A 20,148-nucleotide genomic window follows, 5' to 3' on the forward strand; every position below is an offset into this window, starting at 1 on the left:
GCTCGATTACCAGAGCCGGTGACTTGTCGACATGCCCTTCCGTTGCCTCGGTATGACCCCCACATATGCGCCGACCGGGCGTCAGCGCCGGATCTTCGTCCCCGTACCCGCAGAATCGGTTCCCCCGGCGCCGCCGCAGCCTCAGGACCCGCCCATCTACCTTGATCTGATGCGGAGTTGGGCCGACCGGGGCCGCACCCTGCCGGGGCGGCACGACCCGGAGTGGGCGCGGCTGGCGGCGCCGCCGGTGCGGTCTGCCCGGTGGATCAGGTCGGAGGGGATCGACGGCGCCTGATCGGCGATGGGATCCTCCCGCACAAGGTTGTCCGGGCGGCTCGGGCCGTAGACGCGGGAGCTGGGTGCCGCGCCTGCGGCCCGAGGCTCCGGACAGACCTCCCGCGTCAGCCGGTTCGGTGGGCTTCTGGACCCGCCAAGTGGCGGGCGATGACCATTCGTTGGATCTGGTTCGTGCCCTCGACGATCTGCAGGACCTTGGCCTCGCGCATGAAGCGCTCGACCGGGAAGTCCGCGGTGTAGCCGTAGCCGCCGAGGACCTGGACGGCGTCGATGGTGGCCTTCATCGCGGTGTCGGTGCAGTGGAGTTTGGCCATGGCGGCCTGTTTGGCGAACGGGCGGCCCGTGTCGCGCAGCCGGGCCGCCGCGAGGTAGAGGGCGCGGCCCGCCTCGATCTGGGTGGCCATGTCGGCGAGCATGAAGCGCAGGCCCTGGAAGTCGGAGATCGGGCGCCCGAACTGCTGCCGGCCGCTCGTGTAGGCCACCGCTTCGTCAAGTGCCGCCTGGGCCAGGCCGATTGCGCAGGCCGCGATGCCGAGGCGGCCGGAGTCGAGTGCGGACAGGGCGATCGCGAAGCCCTGGCCCTCCTCTCCGAGGCGGCGCTCGTCGGGGACGCGGACGCCGTCGAAGTGGACCTGGGCGGTGGGCGAGCCCTTCATGCCCATCTTCTTCTCCGGGACCGCGCCGCTCAGGCCGACCGCGTCGCCGGGCACCAGGAAGGCACTGATTCCGCGCGGGCCGTCCTCGCCGGTCCGGGCCATGACCGTGTAGAAGTCGGCGATGCCGCCGTGCGTGATCCAGGCCTTGGTGCCGTCGATCACCCAGTCGTCGCCGTCCCTGACCGCTTTTGTGCGCAGGGAGGCCGCGTCGGAGCCGGAGGAGGGTTCGGAGAGGCAGTAGGCGCCCAGCAGGCCGCCGCCGAGCATCGCGGGCAGGTGCTCGACCTGCTGCTGCTTGGTGCCGTAGTTGGCCAGCGCATGGCAGGAGAGGGAGTGGACGCTGACGCCGAGGCCGACCGTGAGGCGGGCCGCCGCGAGTTCTTCGAGGACCTGGAGGTAGACCTCGTACGGCTGGTCGCCGCCGCCGTACTCCGCGTCGTACGGGAGGCCGAGCAGTCCCGAGCGGGAGAGCAGGGTGAAGATCTCGCGCGGGAAGTGTCCGGCGTCCTCTTCCTCGGCCGCTCTCGGGGCGATCTCTCGCTGCGCGATGTCGCGGGCCAGCGAGATCAGATCCCGGGCCTCGTCCGTGGGCAGTTGCCGGTCCACCGGCTGCGGGGCGCGGTCGGGCATGGCGACGCTCTCCTCCCTGTCGGGCACATCGGCGGGCGTACGCCTGGGGTCGAGGCGACGTGGCCGGGTACCGCACGGATGCGGCCGCTGCTCCTACTCCCGGGTCTCGGAAGCGGCTGACCAGCGGCTCTGCGCTGTGAGTATGCCCGATCGCAGGTCTCGCGTCACCAGTTAACGACCGCTTACTTCAAGAATAGCCCGGTCGTCCGGAACTGGCCGGAACCGCTGATTCAGCCGTCCCGACGGGCGGGCGACGGCGCCGGATGGGCGGGGTCCAGTTCCTCGATGGCGCGCAGGGTGCCGCCGAGGGTCTTCACGAGGATTTCGCGCATCGTCTCGCGGGAGAGGTCGGAGGTGCTGATCCACTCAAGGGTCGCGCCCTCGACGCTGCACACCCAGCCGAACAGGCCCATGCGCGCGATCCGGGAGATGTCCGTGCGGCCGTACGCCCCGTCGGCGATGGTCGCGACGATCGCCGCGCGCACCCCGTCGCGGATGGCGTGCACCTCGGTGTCGAAGCCGACGCCGCCGCTCACGATCGTGCGGTACGCGGCCTGGTTGTGCTCGGCCCAGCGCAGATAGCTGTCCATCGTCCGCTGTACGCGGTCGAGTTGGGGCAGTTCGAGACCGCTCGCCGCGAAGGTCACCAGGTCGGCGACCGAGTCGTTGATGATCGCCAGGTAGTAGCCGCGCTTGGACTGGAAGTAGTAGTAGATCAGCCCCTTGGCGACATGGGCCTGCCGCGCGATGTCGTCCATGGACAGCGCGTCGTAGGACGTGTCGGCGAACAACTTCCGGCCGATGGTGATGAGTTCGGCGCGGCGCGCCAAGGAACGCTCGGTACCGCGCGCCCTGGGACGTGGGACGTCACGCTGCTGACTGATTTCCAATTTCGACTCTGGCTCTCCAACTGGGCTGGGTCAACCGCAGTATGGCAGGTCGCGTATCCACCAGGTCACAGCAAGCCGATTTGGGTCACAAGCATCGCGATCACCACGACAAGGGTCCAGCCCACGATGTGCTCGACGATCTTCGGACCGTCGCCCTTGGGGCCGCCGGTGCGGGTACGGGTGCGGGCGGCGCTGGCTGAGTGTGCGGTCATGGTGGCTCGCAGAGGTCGGATGTGCGGTGGACTCCCCCGTTCTGTCCACCTTGCCATCCCTGTCGGGTTTTGCGCCGGAGACCTTGGTCACAGGGACCTTGGTCTCCGGCACGGGGTCAGCGCACGCCCACCGCCGCGAGGGCCTTGCGCTGGCGGGCGGTCGGGTGCGCGGGGAAGTAGAGGTAACAGACGCCGCCCGTACCGGAGGAGAGCTTTCCGGAAGCGTTGTACCGCTTGGTGCGCAGCCAGATGTTTTCCCATTCGCGCCTGTTGTAGACGCGGCGGACGGCCGGGTCGCTGGACGAGTTGGGGTCGTTGGCGATCACGTCGCCGTCGGCGGTGAAGCCGATCACGGTCATCAGATGGCCGGAGGTGCCGTAGCCCGCGCCGGTCAGTTCGCTGCTGAGGAAGGACTGGGACGTTATGGCCGGGATGCCCGCCGCGATCAGCGTCTCCAGGTCGCCGAGCGAACCGAGCCGGGTGACCACGCCCTGGAGGTCCTTGTACGTGGCCGCGTAGGCGGCGTTGAACGGCCAGTTGCCGCAGCCCTGGTACTGGTAGTCGTAGGTGAAGCGGGCCGCGTTGTCGACCTGCGGGTCCGCGTAGGTCGGGTCGACCCAGGCGAGCTGCTCCGGGGTGAGCCGGCCGCCCCAGTACTCGATGATCATCTGCGAGGAGGTGGGGCTGCACCAGGCCTCGCCGCCGTTGTCGTACTCCGGGTACTGGCCGACGTGGATCTCCTGCGAGTACCGCGGGACGATCAACTCCTGAGCCAGTCCCGGAGTTGAGGCCGGGACCGTGAAGCGGTCCGGGACGTCGGAGCCCATCGCGCCGAGCCGCCACACGGTGGGGGTGAGCTTGGTGCCGGGCTTGCGGTAGAGGGTCAGGCGGAGTTGGTACGACGCGAGGCGCAGCCCTGTCGTGGCGTCGCCGATCGCGAAGGTGTCCGTCCAGATGGTGGACTTGCCGTCCGTCTGGTCGTCGACGGAGGTCCGCTTGATGTCCTGGTCGCCGGCCGCCCAGCGGCCCATCACGTACCAGGGGGTGTCCGTGCCGTCGGAGTACGTGCCGTGCAGCTCGATCTGGATCCAGGTGCCGGCCGGGGTGTCCGCGTTCCAGGAGGCGATGGTCTCCGTCGCGGGGACGGAGAGCCTGTGGACGGGGGACGTCCAGGTCGCGTACTCCCAGGCCGCCGTCTTCTGGGTGTGCGGGTCCGTGTAGTCGACGCGGCCGAGGGCGGCACCGATCACGAGGCCCGGGCGGGGGCCCGCGACGGCGCGGGTGCCCTGGGCGGCGCCGCGGCGCCAGTCGGCATAGGTGGTCCAGGCGTGGTTGTCGACCGTCGGGGTTCCCTCGCGGGGCCGCGCGTCGAGGAGGGTCGGCGCCCGGTCGGCGTCGGCTGTGTCGGCGGCGGCCGCGGTGTCGGCGGCCGCGGGGCCCGTGCCGGCGACCACCGCGGCGGCGACCGCGGCGGCCAGGACGGTTCTGCGGGACGGCTGTTCGGCTCTGCTCATGGGCGGAAGACCCCCGGGTTTTCCGAGTCGGGACAGATCCAGTCGGGACAGATCCAATGGACGACTGTGCGCCCACTATGAACACACAGGGCACTCCGCTGCCAGCACTTCGAACCTCGCCACACCCACCAATATTGGTATCGACCAGTGGTATGAGCTGGGGCGGGAGCCACCGCTCCCTACACTGTCCCGGTGACCTGCGGCATCACCCGCCCCACGACCTCCCGGGACCAGCCATGCGCGACCTCGCCCGCCGTCTGAGCCGGCTGCCCCCGTCCTGCGGCCCGGTCCGGCTCGTCGGCGTCGACGGGCACGCGGGGTCCGGGAAGTCCACGTTCGCCGGGCAGTTGGCCGAGGCCCTGGGCGGCGCCCCCGTCCTGCACCTGGACGACCTCGCCACCCACGACGAACTGTTCGGCTGGACCGGCCGGCTGCTGAGCCAGGTGATCACCCCGCTCGGCCGCGGCGAGACCGCCCGCTACGCCCCCTACGACTGGCACGCCCGCCGCTTCGCCGCGCCCCGCGCGCTGGTGCCCGCGCCCGTGGTCCTCGTCGAGGGTGTCGGCGCCGGACGCCGGGCGGTGCGCCCGTTCCTCGCGGGGCTGCTGTGGATGGAACTGCCCCGCGAGGAGTCCTGGGCGCGGGGCCGGCTGCGGGACGGAACGGAGCAGCGGGGCTTCTGGGACGGATGGGTCGAGGCGGAACACGAACACTTCGCCAAAGACCCTTCGCGCCCCCACGCGGACTTCCTGGTACGGCAGTTGGGAAAGGGGTACGAGGTGCTCGCGGGGCCCTCAGGGACGGTTGGACCGGACCATGAGGTCACCCACGGTGACGGACCGCCCGCAGTGTGCTGAACTTGTGAAGACCCTTCCGCCCGAACTTGCTTGAGTGCCTCAACTCGGCTTGACCCAGGGGCCGTACAGGTCTTACGTTCTGAATGTGCGGCCGGTTCGAAGCCGCCCAGAGTCGCGAAGCCCCCGGTTGTTCCCCCGTGATCGGGGGCTTCGTTCTGCTCCCAGCACGTTTTCCGGCCGCTACGAGCCGTGATTTGCTCACCCTGGGTCACCGTCCTGAGTGCGCCCCATCTGCTCCCACCTCGTCAAACGGCCTGTGCGGCACCCTTCGATGGGCGACTGCCCCGCAGGTACGATGCCCAGGGTGCGACCGACGGACGGCTGCTTCGCGCACCACGGCAACTCCCGTCCACGGCACAGCGGTTCGACCCAGACTGCCGACGGGCGCCGGCCCGGCGGTGAATCAACGGGGGCACGGTTTGTGGGGGGACGTGATGGACTTCGGCACGCAGGGCCCCGAGGCCCCGGCCGACCTCGCGTGGCTGCGAGGCGTGGACGCCTACACGATGGGCGCTTATCCGCAGGCGGAGGAGGAGTTCCGCACCGCGGTACGGATGGATCCCGGGATGGCCGACGGCTGGCTCGGACTGCACGCGCTGCGCGTCGACACCACGACCGCGCTGCTGCGGATGTACCGGCACCGGGAACGCTTCGGGGAACAGCGCACCAGGCACCGCCGTACGCTCAACTCCTGGTACTGGCTGGGCTGGTGGGTGCAGCCCGTGCTGGAGAGTCCGCGTGATCTGCTGCTCGCGCACGCCTCGCACTGGCTGGACGGCCGTCATGTGCCGGAGCTGGACCGGGCATTGGCGGGACTGCCGCCCGTGGACACCGACCACCAGGTCCGCTTCCTGCACGCGTGCCGGGCCTATCTGGTCAAGGACTGGGAGCAGCTGGTCCGGCACACGGATCCGCTGATCAATGATCAACTCCTGGGCATCGAGGCCGGGTTGTTCGGCGGGATGGCCCGGGTGCGCCTTGAGATGTACGGCCAGGCCGAGCCGCTGCTGTCCTCGGCGCTGATGCGCTGCCGCAGCGAACAGCCGCAGCGCAAGGAGTTGCGGTACTGGCTGGCGCGGGCCCACGAGGGCACCGGGCGCAGCGCCGCCGCGCTCCCCCTGTACCGGGCGGTGCACCGCGTCGACCCCGCGTTCATGGACACCTCGGCGCGGCTCGCCGCGATCACCGACTCCGACGGGTACGACGGCTCCGAGGACGTGACCGACCTCGCGGCGATCACGCTCTCCGGCGGGCAGGACGCGCTGGAGGGGCCGGACGGGCTCGATCCGCTGTTCGGCGCGGAGGGGCGGGATCTGAAGCTGTCGGAGCCCGGTCTTCCGCCGACCGGGCCGTTGGCCGCCGCGGGCGACTCGGTGCGGGAGAAGACCTCGAATCCGGTGCTGCCGCTGCCGACGGGGCCCACCGATCCCGTCTTACTGGAGGAGGCGCTCAACGAGCTGGAGCGCATGGTGGGGCTGGAGCCGGTCAAGCGCCAAGTCAAGGCGCTGTCCGCCCAGTTGAACATGGCGCGGCTGCGGGCCGGGCAGGGGCTGCCGGTCCAGCCGCCGAAACGGCACTTCGTCTTCTCCGGGCCCTCGGGTACGGGCAAGACCACCGTGGCGCGCATCCTCGGGCGGGTCTTCTACGCCCTCGGGCTGCTCGGCGGGGACCATCTCGTCGAGGCTCAGCGGGCGGACCTGGTGGGTGAGTACCTGGGTCAAACGGCCGTGAAGGCCAACGAGTTGATCGACTCGGCGATCGGTGGCGTCCTCTTCGTCGATGAGGCGTACTCGCTCTCCAACTCCGGTTACGGCAAGGGCGATGCGTACGGCGACGAGGCCTTGCAGGTGCTGTTGAAGCGGGCCGAGGACAATCGCGACCACCTCGTGGTGATCCTGGCGGGCTATCCGGAGGGCATGGACCGGCTGCTCGCCGCGAACCCCGGGTTGTCGTCCCGCTTCACGACTCGCGTCGACTTCCCTTCGTACCGTCCGCTCGAACTCACCTCCATCGGTGAGGTGTTGGCGGCGGAGAACGGTGACGTGTGGGACGAGGAGGCGTTGGACGAGCTGCGGTCCATCGCCGGGCATGTCGTCGACCAGGGGTGGATCGACGAGCTCGGGAACGGGCGGTTCCTGCGGACCCTGTACGAGAAGAGCTGCGCGTATCGGGATCTGCGGCTGTCTGTGTATCCCGGGATGTTGTCGCGGGATGACCTGTCGACCTTGCGGTTGCCGGATCTGATGCAGGCATACGGAGAGGTGCTGTCCGGGCGGGGGCCGGGGCCTGCCGGGATGTGAGCGGGGCGCGAGGACGCGGTTGGATCCGTCTCTTCGCGGCTGCGGGCTCGTCGTGGCTTGTCGCGCCCACGCGGCGGAGCCGCAAATCGACACAGCCCCGCGCCCCTTGAGTGGGCACGGGGAACCGGCGTCGGTCGGGCGCCGCCGGCTCCAGACCTCAGCCAAGCGACGACGGCCTCGGGCCCCGGCTGATCGACGCCCGCTCCAGTCCTCGCTTCAGCCAAGCGACGACGGCCTCAGGCTCAGCCACTCACCACCGGCTTCAAGCCATGAGCCACTCACCGCTGGCTCCAGGCCCCATCCAGGCGCCGCCCACTTCAGGCCCCAGGCCAGACACCGCCAGCCTCAGGCCTCAGCCGAGCGGTGCCCGCTCCAGGCCCCAGCCGGACACCGCCCGCTTCGAGCCTCAGCCAGGTACCGCCTGTTTGAGTTCCGTCGGGCGTGGTTGTGCTGGTGCCGGGACCTCTCGGTGGGCCGGGTCCGTCACCTCGCCGACCAGTAGCTCCAGGACGTCCTCCAGGGCGACCAGGCCGAGTACCTTGCCGGAGGCGTCCGCCACCTGGGCCAGGTGGGTGGCCGCTCGGCGCATGACCGTCAGGGCGTCGTCCAGGGGGAGTTCGGCCCGGAGTGTCGTCATGGGGCGCCAGATCTGTTGGGGGACCGCTCGTTCGGATTCCTCCAGGTCCAGGACGTCCTTGACGTGGAGGTAGCCCATGAAGGCGCCGGTCTCCGCGGCGATCGGGAAGCGGGAGTAGCCGGTGCGGGCGGTCAACGCGACGATCTCGCCCGGGGTGACCGAGGGGCTGACCGTCACCAGGTTCTCGCGGCGCAGGAGGACGTCCGTGACCGGGCGGGAGCCCAACTCCAGGGCGTCTTCCAGGCGTTCCTGTTCTTCGGGGTCGAGGAGGCCGGCTTGCCCTGAGTCCTCCACCAGGCGGTTGAGCTGTTCGCTGGTGAAGACGGCCTCGACCTCGTCCTTGGGTTCGACGTGGAAGAGGCGCAGGATGCCCTGGGCGACGGCGCCGAGGGCGATGGTGATCGGCTTGCAGATCCGGGCGAAGGCGACCAGGCCTGGGCTGAGCCACATCGCGGCCTTCTCCGGCGCGGCCATCGCGAGGTTCTTCGGGACCATCTCGCCGATGACGAGGTGGAAGAAGACGACCGCGGCGAGCGCGAGGATGTAGCCGAGGGGGTGGATCATGCCCTCGGGCAGGTGCATCCACTCGAAGACCGGTTCCAGAACGTGTGCGACCGTCGGCTCGGCGACCGCGCCCAGCGTCAACGAGCAGACGGTGATGCCGAATTGGGCCGCCGCCATCATCTGCGGCAGCCGCTCAAGGCCGTAGAGGACCTGTCGGGCTCGGGCGGTGTTGAGGGGTTCGATCTGGCTGCGGCGGACGGAGACGAGGGCGAACTCGGCGCCGACGAAGAAGCCGTTGGCGAGCACCAGCAGGACGGCGAAGAGGAGTTGGAGGACGGTCATCGGGCCGCCTCCACGACGTTCACCGCGGGAGTCGTGCGGACCAGGCGGACGCGTTCGGCGCGGTAGTGGCCCACCTGGCGGACTGAGAGCCGCCAGCCTGGGAGTTCGGCCTTGTCGCCGGGGGCCGGGATGCGGCCGAGGAGGTCGGCGACCAGGCCGGCCACCGTCTCGTACGGGCCCTCGGGGACGTCCAGACCTATGCGTTGGAGGATGTCGACTCGGCAGCTGCCGTCCGCGTCCCAGGCCGGTTTGCCGTCCTCCGGTGGTGCCGCGGCGAGTTCGGGGACGTCCTGGCCGTCGTGCTCGTCGCGGACCTCGCCGACGAGTTCCTCGACGATGTCCTCCAGGGTGACCACCCCGGCCGTACCGCCGTATTCGTCGACGACGACGGCGATCGGCTGTTCGCTGCGCAGCCGGGCGAGGAGGGGCTGGACGGGCAGGGTCTCGGGGACCAGTACCGGGGACTTGGCGATGCTGGTGACGGACGTGCGGAGTCGAGCGTGCGAGGGTACGGCCAGCGCGTCCTTGAGGTGGACCATGCCGACGATCTCGTCGATCTTCTCGCGGTAGACGGGGAAGCGGGACAGACCGGTGGCGCGGGTCAGGTTGACCACGTCCTCGGCGGTCGCCGACGACTGCAGCGCGCTGACCTTCACGCGCGGGGTCATCACGTGCTGCGCGGTCAACTCGCCCAGCGACAGCGTCCGTACGAAGAGATCGGCGGTGTCCTGCTCCAGCGTGCCGGCCTGCGCCGAGTGCCGGGCCAGGGAAACGAGTTCGCCGGGGGTGCGGGCGGAGGCCAGCTCCGCGGTGGGCTCGACGCCCAGCGCACGGACGAGCTTGTTGGCGACCGTGTTCAGCGCGGCGATCACCGGGCGGAACAGCTTCGCGAAAGCGTGCTGTGGTGCGGCGACGAAGCGTGCGACCTGGAGCGGTCGCGACACCGCCCAGTTCTTGGGCACCAGCTCACCGATCACCATCTGCACAGCGGAGGCCAGCAGCATGCCGACGACCACGGCGACGCCGGAGACGGCGCCCTCGGGGATGCCGATCGCGCTGAACGGGCCGTGCAGCAGCTCCGCGAGGGCCGGTTCGGCGAGCATGCCGACGACCAGCGAGGTGATGGTGATGCCGAGCTGGGTGCCGGAGAGCTGGAAGGACAGCTCCTTGAGCGACTCGACGACCGTGGCGGCCCGTCGGTCGCCCTCGGCGGCGGCCTTCTCGGCCTCGGGACGCTCCACGGTGACGAGTCCGAACTCGGCCGCGACGAAGAATCCGTTGGCCAGAATCAGCAGCATCGCCGCTCCGAGGAGCAACAAGGGGATGGTCATGCCGCCGCCTCGATATGTCGGGAGGGGGCGGCGCAGGTACTACAGGACGATCCGTCCATCGCTGGAGGGAGTCACTCCTCGGGTCGCAGGGTGCCTCTGAAGACAGGGGGGAACATCGGTGGCGGAGGCGGGAACGAAAAACGCCACCGACAACAGATTAATCAAGACATGGCCCTCTACGGCAGATCCCTCAGCGACCGGTCCTCGGCGAGCGCCCTCAGAGCGCGCGCGTCGGCGATGGCCCGCTGCTTGGCGATACCGGGCTGGATGCCGAGCACGGGCAGGCTGGTGCCGTCGCTGAGGTTCAGGAACACCCAGGGATCACCGGGGCGCAGATTCACCTGGAGGATCTCGGCCCACGCCAGCCGGCGCCTGCTGACGATGTTCACGACGGTGACACCGGACTCGTCGGCGACGACCTTCACCCGGGCGAGCATGGCCAGCACGGCGAAGAGGAGGGCACCGGTGAGGACGAAGCTGAGCTTCTCCCCCGGGGTGAGCTGCTCCAGGAGCAGAGCGACGGTCGTGATGACGACGAAGATCGCGATGCCTGCGGTGAGCAGCACGGCACGGGTGCGGCCCGGCCGGAACGTGACCGGCAGGGCGGGGAGTTCGGACATGATCGGCGTGGTCCTCGGCGTGTTCCTCAGAGACGGCAGGCGTGGATGGCCGTCGTCAGGATGGCCCGGGCCCCGATGTCGTACAGGTCGTCCATGATCCGCTGCGCCTCCTTGGCGGGGACCATCGCGCGGACGGCGACCCAGCCCTCGTTGTGCAGCGGGGAGACGGTCGGGGACTCCAGGCCGGGGGTGAGCGCGACGGCCTTCTCCAGCTGCTCGACCCGGCAGTCGTAGTCCATCATCACGTACGTCCGGGCGACGAGGACGCCCTGGAGGCGGCGCAGGAACTGCTGGACCTTGGGCTCGGCGGTGTCGTCGGTCTCGGCGCCGGTGCGGCGGATGACGACGGCCTCGGACTTCATGATCGGGTCGCCGAAGACCTCAAGTCCCGCGTTGCGCAAGGACGTTCCGGTCTCGACGACGTCCGCGATGACCTCGGCGACGCCGAGTTCGATGGCGGTCTCGACGGCGCCGTCGAGGTGGACGACGGAGGCGTCGACGCCGTTGTCCGCGAGGTACTTGGCGACGATGCCCTCGTACGAGGTGGCGACCGTCTTGCCCTTGAGGTCCGCGAGGGTGTTCGCGGCGCCCGGCTTGGAGGCGAAGCGGAACGTGGAGCGGGCGAAGCCGAGCGGGAGGATCGGCTCGGCGCTCGCGCCGGAGTCGATCAGCAGGTCGCGGCCGGTGATGCCGATGTCGAGGCGGCCGGAGGAGACGTAGATCGCGATGTCGCGGGGGCGGAGGTAGAAGAACTCGACCTCGTTGACCGGGTCGACGATCCGCAGTTCCTTGGACTCCCGGCGCTGCTGGTAGCCGGCCTCATGCAGCATGTCCGCCGCAGGTCCTGACAGGGAACCCTTGTTGGGGACGGCGATGCGCAGCATGAGGTCGGCTTCCTTCGCGAGAAAAGGGGTGAACTGTCTCTAATGTTCTTCAGAGGTTCTACAGGTGGGCGTAGACGTCGTCCAGCGAGATTCCGCGGGCGACCATCATCACCTGGACGTGGTAGAGCAGCTGCGAGATCTCCTCGGCGGCCGCCTCCTTGCCCTCGTACTCTGCGGCCATCCACACTTCGGCGGCCTCTTCCACGACCTTCTTGCCGATGGCATGGACGCCCTTGCCGACCAGCTCTGCGGTGCGGGAAGTGGCGGGGTCGCCGGTGGCGGCCTTCTGCTGGAGCTCGGTGAACAGCTCCTCGAACGTCTTATTGGACATGATGCCGCCCACCCTATTGCAAACAATCGTGGGCTTAACGCCACGGTTCAGATACTGAGCGGAGCGTGGCCGCCGTCGCGACGGCCGCGGTCACCGCCTCGTGCCCCTTGTCCTCGTTCGAGCCCTCCAGGCCGGCCCGGTCCAGGGCCTGCTCCTCGGTGTCGCAGGTCAGGACGCCCATGCCGACGGGGACGCCGGTCTCGACCGAGACCTGGGTGAGGCCCTGGACCACGCCCTGGCACACGTACTCGAAGTGCGGGGTGCCACCCCGGATGACGACGCCGAGGGCGACGATCGCGTCGTAGCCCCGGCCCGCCAACACCTTTGCCACGACCGGGAGTTCCCAGCTGCCGGGGACCCTCAGGAGGGTCGGCTCGTCGATCCCCAGGTCGTGCAGGGCGCGCAGGGCGCCGTCCACCAGACCGTCCATCACCTTTTCGTGCCACTGCGCCGCGATGACGGCGACCCGCAGGTCTCCGACGTTGCGTACGGACAGTTCGGGTGCGCCCTTGCCGCTCACGTTCTCTTGTCTCCTAGCAGTGCGATGACGTGGTTACTGGTTGCCGCAGGTGGACACGGGGGCCGTGTCCAGCCAGGGCAGGTCGTGCCCCATCCGGTCCCGCTTGGTGCGCAGGTAGCGGAGGTTGTGCTCGCCCGCCTGTACGGGCATCGGCTCCCGGCCGGTGACCTTGAGGCCGTGCCGGACGAGCGCGTCGGTCTTGTCGGGGTTGTTGGTCATCAGGCGCAGGCTGTGGACGCCGAGGTCCTCCAGGATCTGCGCGCCGGCGCCGTAGTCCCGGGCGTCGGCGGGCAGGCCGAGCTCCAGGTTGGCGTCGAGGGTGTCCCGGCCCCGCTCCTGGAGTTCGTACGCCCGGAGCTTGGAGAGCAGGCCGATGCCGCGTCCCTCGTGGCCGCGCAGGTAGACGACCACTCCCCTGCCCTCCTCCTGGATGCGCTCCAGGGATGCCTCCAGCTGGGGGCCGCAGTCGCAGCGCAGGGAGTGGAAGACGTCACCGGTGAGGCACTCGGAGTGGACGCGGACGAGGACGTCCTCGCCGTCGCCGATCTCGCCGTGGACGAGGGCGACGTGCTCGACGCCGTCCACAGTGGAGCGGTAGCCGTAGGCCGTGAACTGGCCGTGGCGGGTGGGCAGTTGGACCTCGGCCTCGCGGCGGACGGTGGGTTCGGCAGCCTGGCGGTAGGTGATCAGGTCCTCGATGGAGATGATCGTCAGGCCGTGCTTGCGGGCGAAGGGGATCAGTTCGGGGAGGCGGAGCATACGGCCGTCCTCGCCCGCGATCTCGACGATCGCGCCGGCCGGGCGCAGGCCCGCGAGGCGGGCGAGGTCTACGGCGGCCTCGGTGTGGCCGTTGCGGACCAGCACGCCGCCGGAGCGGGCGCGCAGCGGGAAGATGTGGCCGGGGCGGACGAGGTCGTCGGCCTGGGCGTTGCCGCTCGCGAGGACCTGAAGCGTGGTCGCGCGGTCGGAGGCCGAGATACCGGTGGTCACACCGTGAACAGGCGAGGCGTCCACGGAGACTGTGAACGCGGTTTTCATGGACTCGGTGTTGTCCTCGACCATCTGCGGGAGCCGGAGCCGGTCCAGCTCGTCGCCCTCCATGGGGGCGCAGATCAGGCCGCGGCACTCGCTCATCATGAACGCGATGATCTCGGGGGTGGCCTTCTCGGCGGCGATGACGAGGTCGCCCTCGTTCTCGCGGTCCTCGTCGTCGACGACCACGACCGGGCGGCCGGCCGCGATGTCGGCGATGGCCTGCTCGACCGGGTCGAGGGAGAAGTCCTCGAAACCGTCTGTGCTGTACAGGATCGGTGCCGCTGTCATGCCGGCGCTCCTTCCAGGACGGGCTGCGGGGTCTTGCGGGAGCGCAGCCACCAGTCGCGCATGCCCCACAGGACGAGTGCGCCGTAGATGACGTAGACGAAGCCGGAGAACGCGAAGCCGTTGGCGAAGTTGAGGGGGACGCCGACGAGGTCGACGAGGAGCCAGGCGAACCAGAACTCGACCATGCCGCGGGCCTGGGCGTACATCGCGACGACGGTGCCGACGAAGATGTAGGCGTCGGGCCACGGGTCCCAGGAGAGCGAGGGGTACGCCTTGAAGAGGGCCGCCACCGCCACGGTCCCTACGGCGGCGGAGCCGGCCAGGATCGCGCGCTCGCGCCAGGTGGCGAAGCGGGGGGTGATGTGGCCGTCGGCGGAGCCGCCGCCGCCGCGGTTCCACTGCCACCAGCCGTAGACCGCGACGACCATGACGACGACCTGCTTGCCGGCGCTGCCGGAGAGGTGGGCGGTGGCGAACGCGGCGAAGAGGATCACGCCGGAGACGAACTGGGTGGGCCAGCTCCAGATGGACCGCCGCCAGCCGAAGGCGAGGCCGATCAGTCCGATGACGTTGCCGATCATGTCCGACCACTTGATGTGCTGGCCGAACAGGACGAAGGCCTCGGAGTTGAGCCAGTTCACGGGGTCACCCCGCGCGGGCCCATCAGCCGCTCCACGTACTTGGCGATGACGTCGACTTCGAGATTGACCGGGTCGCCGGGCTGCTTGAGGCCGAGCGTGGTCAGACCGAGGGTGGTGGGGATGAGGCTGACGGTGAAGTAGTCGGGGCCCGCGTCGACGACGGTGAGGCTGATGCCGTCGACGGTGATGGAGCCCTTCTCGACGACGTAGCGCGTGAGGTCGGCCGGGAGGGAGATCTTGACGAGCTCCCAGTTCTCGGACGGCTTGCGCTCCAACACCGCGCCGGTGCCGTCGACATGACCCTGCACGATGTGGCCGCCGAGGCGGGCGCCGAGGGCCATGGGGCGTTCGAGGTTGACGCGGGAGCCGACGGCGAGGGCGCCGAGGCTGGAGCGGTTCAGGGTCTCGGCCATGACGTCGGCGGTGAACTCGTCACCCTCGTGCTCGACGACGGTGAGACAGACGCCGTTCACGGCGATGGAGTCGCCGTGCTTCGCGCCCTCGGTGACGATGGGGCCGCGCAGACGAAAGCGGGACGCGTCGTCGAGACTCTCGACGGCGGTGACCTCACCCAGCTCTTCGACGATTCCGGTGAACACTTCCCGGGTCCTCCTGCCTCATAGGGCACGGACTCCGGGGCCTGTCGAAGACGACAGAATGAAACGGACGAGAACACCGGGAACGACGCCGGACAGAACCCGTCCACACAGGACGAGCCGATACGGCGGCGCGCACGAATGCCCGCCCGCCGCGCACTGCCTCCCATCCGGACTTTAACCGTCGGTCCAGGAATTCCACCTGGTCAACCGGCCGCTGAACAACACGGACGGGTCGCGGACTGTAACCGCCGGTTCGGACTTTCACCGACCCCGGAGTGCGCTGCTTCTGGTACACGGCCAGTGTGCCACGCCCGGCAAGGGTCCATCCAGGTGAAGGGTGTGGGCTGGCTCACAGACAGTGCCGCCGCCCTTCTCAAGGGGCCCCTACCTGCTGGATCATCTGGTCTAGTCCTTTTCGGATCTCCGGAGGGGACACCCCTGGACCGGTCCGGCGGTGGTGACGACGGCCCTTGCCCACCGCCGGGCCACTCAGGCCAGGTGCGACCACGCGCCCGGCCGGCTATCCGAACAACTCGCCCTGCGCGCCGTCCTGAGCCGTCAGCAGCGCGCCGCGCAGCACGGCCGCGCCGCCGAGGACGCTCGGCCGCACCTCTGCGGGCAACGGGGACATACGGACGATCCGCTCGGCGACCCGTACGGCGAGTTCGTCGCCGCCGGCCTGTCCGACCTCGCCGCCGAGAACCACGCACCCGGGGTCCAGCAGCGCGACGACTGAAGCGACCCCGAGGGCGAGGCGGTCGGCGAGGGCGTCCAGGAAGCGGGCGGCGGAAGGGTGGTCGGGGGCGGAGGCACTGTCGGGAGCGTCATCCGCGCCTCCCCCGGCACCCGGCTCGCCCCCGCCCACCCCCGCGACCGCCCGCCGCACGACCTCCGCCGCACCGCCCCCCTCGGCGCCTTCAGCCCCCAACACCCCACACTCCCGGGCCAGTTCAAGTACCGCCCCCGCGCCCGCCAGCGAGTGGAAACCCCCTTCGCAGTCCGTCGACGAAGGGAGCCCCCGCGTCCCCGGCACGGGAAGAAAACCGATCTCGCCCGCACCCCCCGACGCACCCCTGCGCAACATCCCGTCCAACACCACCGCCGCACCGATCCCCATGCCCAGCCAGAGCAGTACGAACGTGTCCCGGTCGTGGGCCGCGCCGTCGCGTTGTTCCGCCAGCGCCGCGAGGTTGGTCTCGTTCTCGGCGACGATGCGGGTGCCGGGGAGGCGTTCGTGGAGGGCGGCGACCAGGCGGCGGTGCCAGGCAGGGAGGCCGGTGGTGTCGCGGAGTTCGCCGGTGGCCGGGTCGATGAGGCCGGGGGCGCCGACGCACACCGTGTGAAGGTGTTCCGCGCCCGCCTCCTTCGCCGCGCGTTCCACCAGCGCCACGGCCTGTTCGACCGCCGGGCCCGTGCCCGAGTCGCCGTCGATCGGAACCGACGCCTCCGCGAGTACCCGGCCGACCAGGTCGGAGACGAGCACGGAGACGCCCTCCATGCGGACGTCCAGCGCCGCCAGGTACGCACGGTTGCCGACGATGCCGTACAACCGGGCGTTGGGACCGCGCCGTTGCTCCCCGGATTCGCCGACCATCTCGATCAGTCCGGAGGCCGTGAGGCGTTCGACGAGGTCGGCGACGGTCGGCCGGGAGAGTCCGGTGAGCTGCTTCAACTGCCCTGCCGTCAGCGGGCCTTCTTGCTGCAGGAGGCGCAGGGCGAGCCGGTCGTTGATGGCCCGGGCGGTGCTCGGGGATGCGGGCATGCCGGGAATCCTCCCAGATCGAGGGGGTGCGGCGGGCGGCCGGTAATTCTCTTTCTATCAGGCAGGGTTCCTGATAGTTTACCCGGCGCGAGCGGGACGAGAACACGCGAGCAGGGACTTTGACGGCGGCGGGGACGCGCACAGCAGGAGGGGCCGACAATGAGCGAAGTGGTCTACGACCGACACGAGGTGAAGCGTGCCCGGTACGCCGTGGCGGCCGTCTTCGCCGTGCACGGCGCGGTCACCGGCTCGTTCGCGACCCGGGTGCCGTGGATCCAGGAGCACGCGCACGTCGCCGCCGGCTGGCTCGGGTTCGCCCTCGCCTTCGGGGCGTTCGGCGCCTCCTGCTCGATGCCGCTGGCCGGCTGGATCACCCACCGCTTCGGCAGCCGTACGGCACTGCGCGGGCTGATCGCCATGTGGACGATGTCCCTGATCCTGCCGTCCCTCGCGCCCAACCTGGTCACCCTGTGCCTGGCGATGTTCACGTACGGCGCGAGCGCGGGCATGGCCGACGTCGCGATGAACGCGCTCGGTGTCGAGATCGAGCGCCTCCTCGACAAGTCGATCATGTCGAGCCTGCACGGCATGTGGAGCGCGGGCGCCCTGATCGGTTCGGCGGGCGGCACCCTCGCCGCGCACCTCGGCTCGGACGCGCGCGTGCACCACCTGATCGCCGCCGTGATCCTCACCGTGCTCGGTGTGACCGCCTGCCACTGGGTGCTGGACATCCCCCCGGGCGTCGAGGAGGAGGCACCGCCCCGGTTCACGCTGCCACCGAAGTCCGCGCTGCTCATCGGCGCGGTGGGCTTCTGCGCGGTGTTCGCGGAGGGGGCGAGCCTGGACTGGTCGGCGGTGTTCCTGAAGGACCAGTTGGGTACGTCGGCCGGGCTCGCGGCGGCCTCGACGACCGGCTTCATGCTGACGATGGCGGTGGCCCGGCTGGTCGGCGACGGGGTCGTCAACCGCTTCGGCTCTGTACGCACGGTCCGCGCGGGCGGGGTGCTGTCCGTGTTCGGCGGGCTGCTGATCGTCCTCGCGGAGAACCCGGCGCTGACAATGATCGGCTTCGCGCTGCTCGGTCTCGGCATCGCCGTGGTCGTCCCGCTCTGCTTCGCGGCGGCGGGCCGCAGCGGCCCCAACCCGAGCCAGGCCATCGCGGGCGTCGCGACGATCACCTACACCTCGGGTCTTGTCGCGCCGAGCCTGATCGGCGGGGTGGCGCAGGCGACGAGCCTGGTCGTGTCGTTCTGCCTGGTCACGGTGTTGGCGGGCGGGCTCGTGGTCTTCGCGGGCGTGCTCCGCGCCGGGGACCGCGACCGCCCGAAGGTCAGCCCGCCGAGCGCAGCAGTGTCCGGCCCACGGCCCTGAACCCCTCGCTCCAGGGCGCGGGGCGCAACGTCCCCGCGTCCAGCCGGACGAGGACCCGGGTACCGGTCGCGTACGTCGTCGCTCCGTCCGCCGAGCAGAACCGGAAGCCGTACGTCAGTCCCGTGGTCCCCAGCCGGTCCAGCCACAGATGTACGGCGTACGCCCCCGGCCTGGTGACCGGCGCTTCGTAGCTGATCAGCAGTTCCTTCACCACGTTGCAGGCGTCACCCGCGCTCGCCCAGTCACCGTCGAAGCGGACCCCGTGCCCCTGCCACAGCTCGGTCCACGCCCGCTCGACGAGGAGCGGATAGCGGGCGTTGTGCAGCATGCCGAGCGCGTCGAGGTCGTCGAAGTGCACGGTGACGGCGACGAGTTGGCCGTAGGACAGGGCGGTGGCGGGCGGGCTTTCGACGGTCACGGCGGGACTCCCGAGCGGCGCTGGTGGGGCGGTGGAGACTGTGGGGACGCCCCATTCTAAGCGACCGCTCAGGAGCCCCTGTCGGGAAGGCCCTGGTCAGACGGGCCCAAGGGTGGCTACGGGAGGCCTACGGAGGGCCGGTCAACCGGCGATCGAGTCCAGCTGCTCGGCCGCCGGACGCAGCGCCCACAGGTCACCGCCGGGCGGCGCCTCCAGCTTCGGCAGGGCGGCCTTCGCCTTCGCGTCCCCCGCGTCGGCCGCCGCGTGGACGACGTCGCTCGCCGCGTACCGGTAGAACTCCAGCTCCGGATGCGACCACGCGGCGGCCCCGGTCGCGGCGGGCAGCAGATAGTCCACCGCCTTCAACAGGCCCTGTCCGTCCGGCCCTTGATAGGTCCACAGGTTCACACCCACGTGCCGGCCGATGGCCGCGAGCCGGGTGTACGCGACCAGGTCGAAGGTCGAGTAGTGCCAACTCCGCGTCCGCGCAAGCTCCTGCGGCTGGCTGCCGTCGCCCGCGATCTGCGGGTCGATGCGTTTGGCACGCGCGTCCAGCACGGTTCGCCTGGCCAGCGCCTTGTCCCCGGTCGCGTAGGCGAGGGCGGCCAACTCCATGTCGTAGAAGGTGCCGTGGTTGTTGGCGGCGGCGCCCTCCTCCTTGCCGAAGGCGCTGTTCTTCAGCCAGCCGAGGAAGTCGGAGTTCCAACCGGCCATCGCCGTACGGTCGTTCCTCGTCCAGCCGGGGGCGCCGGTGCCGAGGATCGCGATGGCGTCGACGACGCTGGTGTACGACTGGGAGAAGTCGATGATGCCGATGGCGCGGCCGTCGTACTTGCAGGGGATGAACTGGGCGTGGTCCAGGTTGGGGTTCATCTTCGTGGCCGGGTCGAGGAACCAGGTGCGCAGGACCTGGTCGGCCTTGTGCGCGTAGCGCTTGTCGCCGGTGTAGTACCAGGCGAGCGCGAGGTCGTAGGTCGAGTCGAAGACCTTCTCCACGTCCTGGCGGTCGGTTCCCGTGTCGACCTCGGGGTTGCGCTGGCCGTCGCGCTGGACGTACGGGCAGCCCCACGGGTTGTCGGCGGTCGGGGTGGTCGTGGGCCACCAGTAGGGCGCCTGGCTCAGGTAGTCGTGAACATCCCCGCCGGGGGCGGGCTTCGGCTTGTCCACGACCGTCCAGGGGCCCTGGTGCAGCCAGTTGTCGGCTCGGGTCGTCAACTGCTTGAGTGCCCGCCGGAGTTGGGGATCGCCGCGGTCCAGGCGGAGCTTGGTCTGCTGGAGGCGGGTGCCGTCGAGGACGGCGGTCCTGGGGACGGCCGGCGCCGCGTGTGCGGCGGCCGAGGGGACGACGACAGCCGTGAGTGTGGCCACGGCGGCGAGAAGGACGCCCAGCCGGGATCTGGCACTCGACTTTGCACTCACCGATCAACTCCGATCAGATACGTGAACGCAGTTCATGAGTGGAACCGTGCGAGCGTAGAACCACCAGGTAGCCGTGACAATGGTCCGGAC

Annotated in this window: 20 protein-coding genes and 1 riboswitch; of the genes, 4 read left to right on the forward strand and 16 right to left on the reverse strand. The window is 70.1% G+C overall.

Features of this window, described 5'->3' with window-relative positions:
* Positions 1-52 precede the first annotated feature (52 nt).
* Positions 53-295, forward strand: a complete 243-nt coding sequence (locus OG496_RS13495; protein WP_405971034.1) for a hypothetical protein — start codon at positions 53-55, stop codon at positions 293-295.
* 106 nt (positions 296-401) lie between these two features.
* Here OG496_RS13495 and OG496_RS13500 read toward each other — a convergent pair whose 3' ends face one another.
* The 4 genes from OG496_RS13500 to OG496_RS13515 form a co-directional block, all read right to left on the reverse strand.
* Positions 402-1,583, reverse strand: a complete 1,182-nt coding sequence (locus tag OG496_RS13500; RefSeq protein ID WP_405971035.1) for an acyl-CoA dehydrogenase family protein — start codon at positions 1,581-1,583, stop codon at positions 402-404.
* A 230-nt stretch (positions 1,584-1,813) separates the two neighbouring features.
* Positions 1,814-2,473 (reverse strand): TetR/AcrR family transcriptional regulator, encoded by a 660-nt coding sequence (locus OG496_RS13505; RefSeq protein ID WP_366495434.1) that lies wholly within the window; start codon positions 2,471-2,473, stop codon positions 1,814-1,816.
* A gap of 65 nt (positions 2,474-2,538) precedes the next feature.
* Positions 2,539-2,685 (reverse strand): SCO1431 family membrane protein, encoded by a 147-nt coding sequence (locus tag OG496_RS13510; protein WP_328684588.1) that lies wholly within the window; start codon positions 2,683-2,685, stop codon positions 2,539-2,541.
* Positions 2,686-2,801: 116 nt separating this feature from the next.
* Positions 2,802-4,199 carry a peptidase C39 family protein gene (locus tag OG496_RS13515; protein WP_405971036.1) on the reverse strand — a complete coding sequence of 466 codons (1,398 nt, stop codon included), beginning with the start codon at positions 4,197-4,199 and terminating at the stop codon, positions 2,802-2,804.
* A gap of 236 nt (positions 4,200-4,435) precedes the next feature.
* Here OG496_RS13515 and OG496_RS13520 point away from each other — a divergent pair, with 236 nt between their 5' ends.
* The gene (locus OG496_RS13520) at positions 4,436-5,056 is read left to right on the forward strand and encodes a uridine kinase (RefSeq protein ID WP_405971037.1); all 621 of its coding nucleotides are present in this window, start codon (positions 4,436-4,438) and stop codon (positions 5,054-5,056) included.
* 434 nt (positions 5,057-5,490) lie between these two features.
* Positions 5,491-7,356 (forward strand): AAA family ATPase, encoded by a 1,866-nt coding sequence (locus OG496_RS13525; protein ID WP_366495437.1) that lies wholly within the window; start codon positions 5,491-5,493, stop codon positions 7,354-7,356.
* A gap of 406 nt (positions 7,357-7,762) precedes the next feature.
* On the opposite strand, the gene OG496_RS13530 is transcribed toward OG496_RS13525, so the two are convergent.
* From OG496_RS13530 to OG496_RS13575, 10 genes are all read right to left on the reverse strand, one after another.
* Positions 7,763-8,839, reverse strand: a complete 1,077-nt coding sequence (locus OG496_RS13530) for a hemolysin family protein (RefSeq protein WP_399396194.1) — start codon at positions 8,837-8,839, stop codon at positions 7,763-7,765.
* Positions 8,836-10,170 carry a hemolysin family protein gene (locus OG496_RS13535; RefSeq protein WP_405971038.1) on the reverse strand — a complete coding sequence of 445 codons (1,335 nt, stop codon included), beginning with the start codon at positions 10,168-10,170 and terminating at the stop codon, positions 8,836-8,838. The genes OG496_RS13530 and OG496_RS13535 overlap by 4 nt, the downstream gene beginning before the upstream one ends.
* Positions 10,171-10,346: 176 nt before the next feature.
* A complete protein-coding gene (locus OG496_RS13540; RefSeq protein WP_366495440.1) occupies positions 10,347-10,790 on the reverse strand; it encodes a PH domain-containing protein in 444 nt (147 codons plus the stop codon).
* Between the two features lie 26 nt (positions 10,791-10,816).
* On the reverse strand, positions 10,817-11,674 hold the full coding sequence (hisG, locus tag OG496_RS13545; RefSeq protein ID WP_327405484.1) for an ATP phosphoribosyltransferase: 858 nt from the start codon (positions 11,672-11,674) through the stop codon (positions 10,817-10,819).
* A gap of 58 nt (positions 11,675-11,732) precedes the next feature.
* A complete protein-coding gene (locus OG496_RS13550; protein WP_018534786.1) occupies positions 11,733-12,005 on the reverse strand; it encodes a phosphoribosyl-ATP diphosphatase in 273 nt (90 codons plus the stop codon).
* A 34-nt stretch (positions 12,006-12,039) separates the two neighbouring features.
* Positions 12,040-12,525, reverse strand: coding sequence for a 6,7-dimethyl-8-ribityllumazine synthase (gene ribH / locus OG496_RS13555; protein ID WP_019059681.1), 486 nt, complete (start codon positions 12,523-12,525; stop codon positions 12,040-12,042).
* 33 nt (positions 12,526-12,558) lie between these two features.
* A complete protein-coding gene (locus OG496_RS13560) occupies positions 12,559-13,848 on the reverse strand; it encodes a bifunctional 3,4-dihydroxy-2-butanone-4-phosphate synthase/GTP cyclohydrolase II (RefSeq protein ID WP_366495442.1) in 1,290 nt (429 codons plus the stop codon).
* Positions 13,845-14,489, reverse strand: a complete 645-nt coding sequence (locus OG496_RS13565; RefSeq protein WP_366495443.1) for a nicotinamide mononucleotide transporter family protein — start codon at positions 14,487-14,489, stop codon at positions 13,845-13,847. Before OG496_RS13565 ends, OG496_RS13560 begins: the two co-directional genes overlap by 4 nt.
* Complete coding sequence (locus OG496_RS13570; protein ID WP_405971039.1) at positions 14,486-15,088, reverse strand: riboflavin synthase; 603 nt, start codon at positions 15,086-15,088, stop codon at positions 14,486-14,488. The genes OG496_RS13565 and OG496_RS13570 overlap by 4 nt, the downstream gene beginning before the upstream one ends.
* A gap of 149 nt (positions 15,089-15,237) precedes the next feature.
* A riboswitch (FMN riboswitch) is annotated at positions 15,238-15,371 on the reverse strand.
* A gap of 237 nt (positions 15,372-15,608) precedes the next feature.
* Positions 15,609-16,850, reverse strand: coding sequence for an ROK family transcriptional regulator (locus OG496_RS13575; protein ID WP_405971040.1), 1,242 nt, complete (start codon positions 16,848-16,850; stop codon positions 15,609-15,611).
* 159 nt (positions 16,851-17,009) lie between these two features.
* Here OG496_RS13575 and OG496_RS13580 point away from each other — a divergent pair, with 159 nt between their 5' ends.
* Complete coding sequence (locus OG496_RS13580; protein WP_405971041.1) at positions 17,010-18,221, forward strand: MFS transporter; 1,212 nt, start codon at positions 17,010-17,012, stop codon at positions 18,219-18,221.
* On the opposite strand, the gene OG496_RS13585 is transcribed toward OG496_RS13580, so the two are convergent.
* Entirely contained in the window at positions 18,181-18,639 is a 459-nt protein-coding gene (locus tag OG496_RS13585; RefSeq protein ID WP_405971042.1) for an acyl-CoA thioesterase, read from the reverse strand. The genes OG496_RS13580 and OG496_RS13585 overlap by 41 nt on opposite strands.
* 141 nt (positions 18,640-18,780) lie before the next feature.
* Entirely contained in the window at positions 18,781-20,058 is a 1,278-nt protein-coding gene (locus tag OG496_RS13590) for an alginate lyase family protein (RefSeq protein WP_405971043.1), read from the reverse strand.
* Between the last annotated feature and the right edge of the window lie 90 nt (positions 20,059-20,148).

The sequence above is a fragment of the Streptomyces sp. NBC_00988 genome (assembly GCF_045162645.1).
GTDB lineage: Bacteria > Actinomycetota > Actinomycetes > Streptomycetales > Streptomycetaceae > Streptomyces.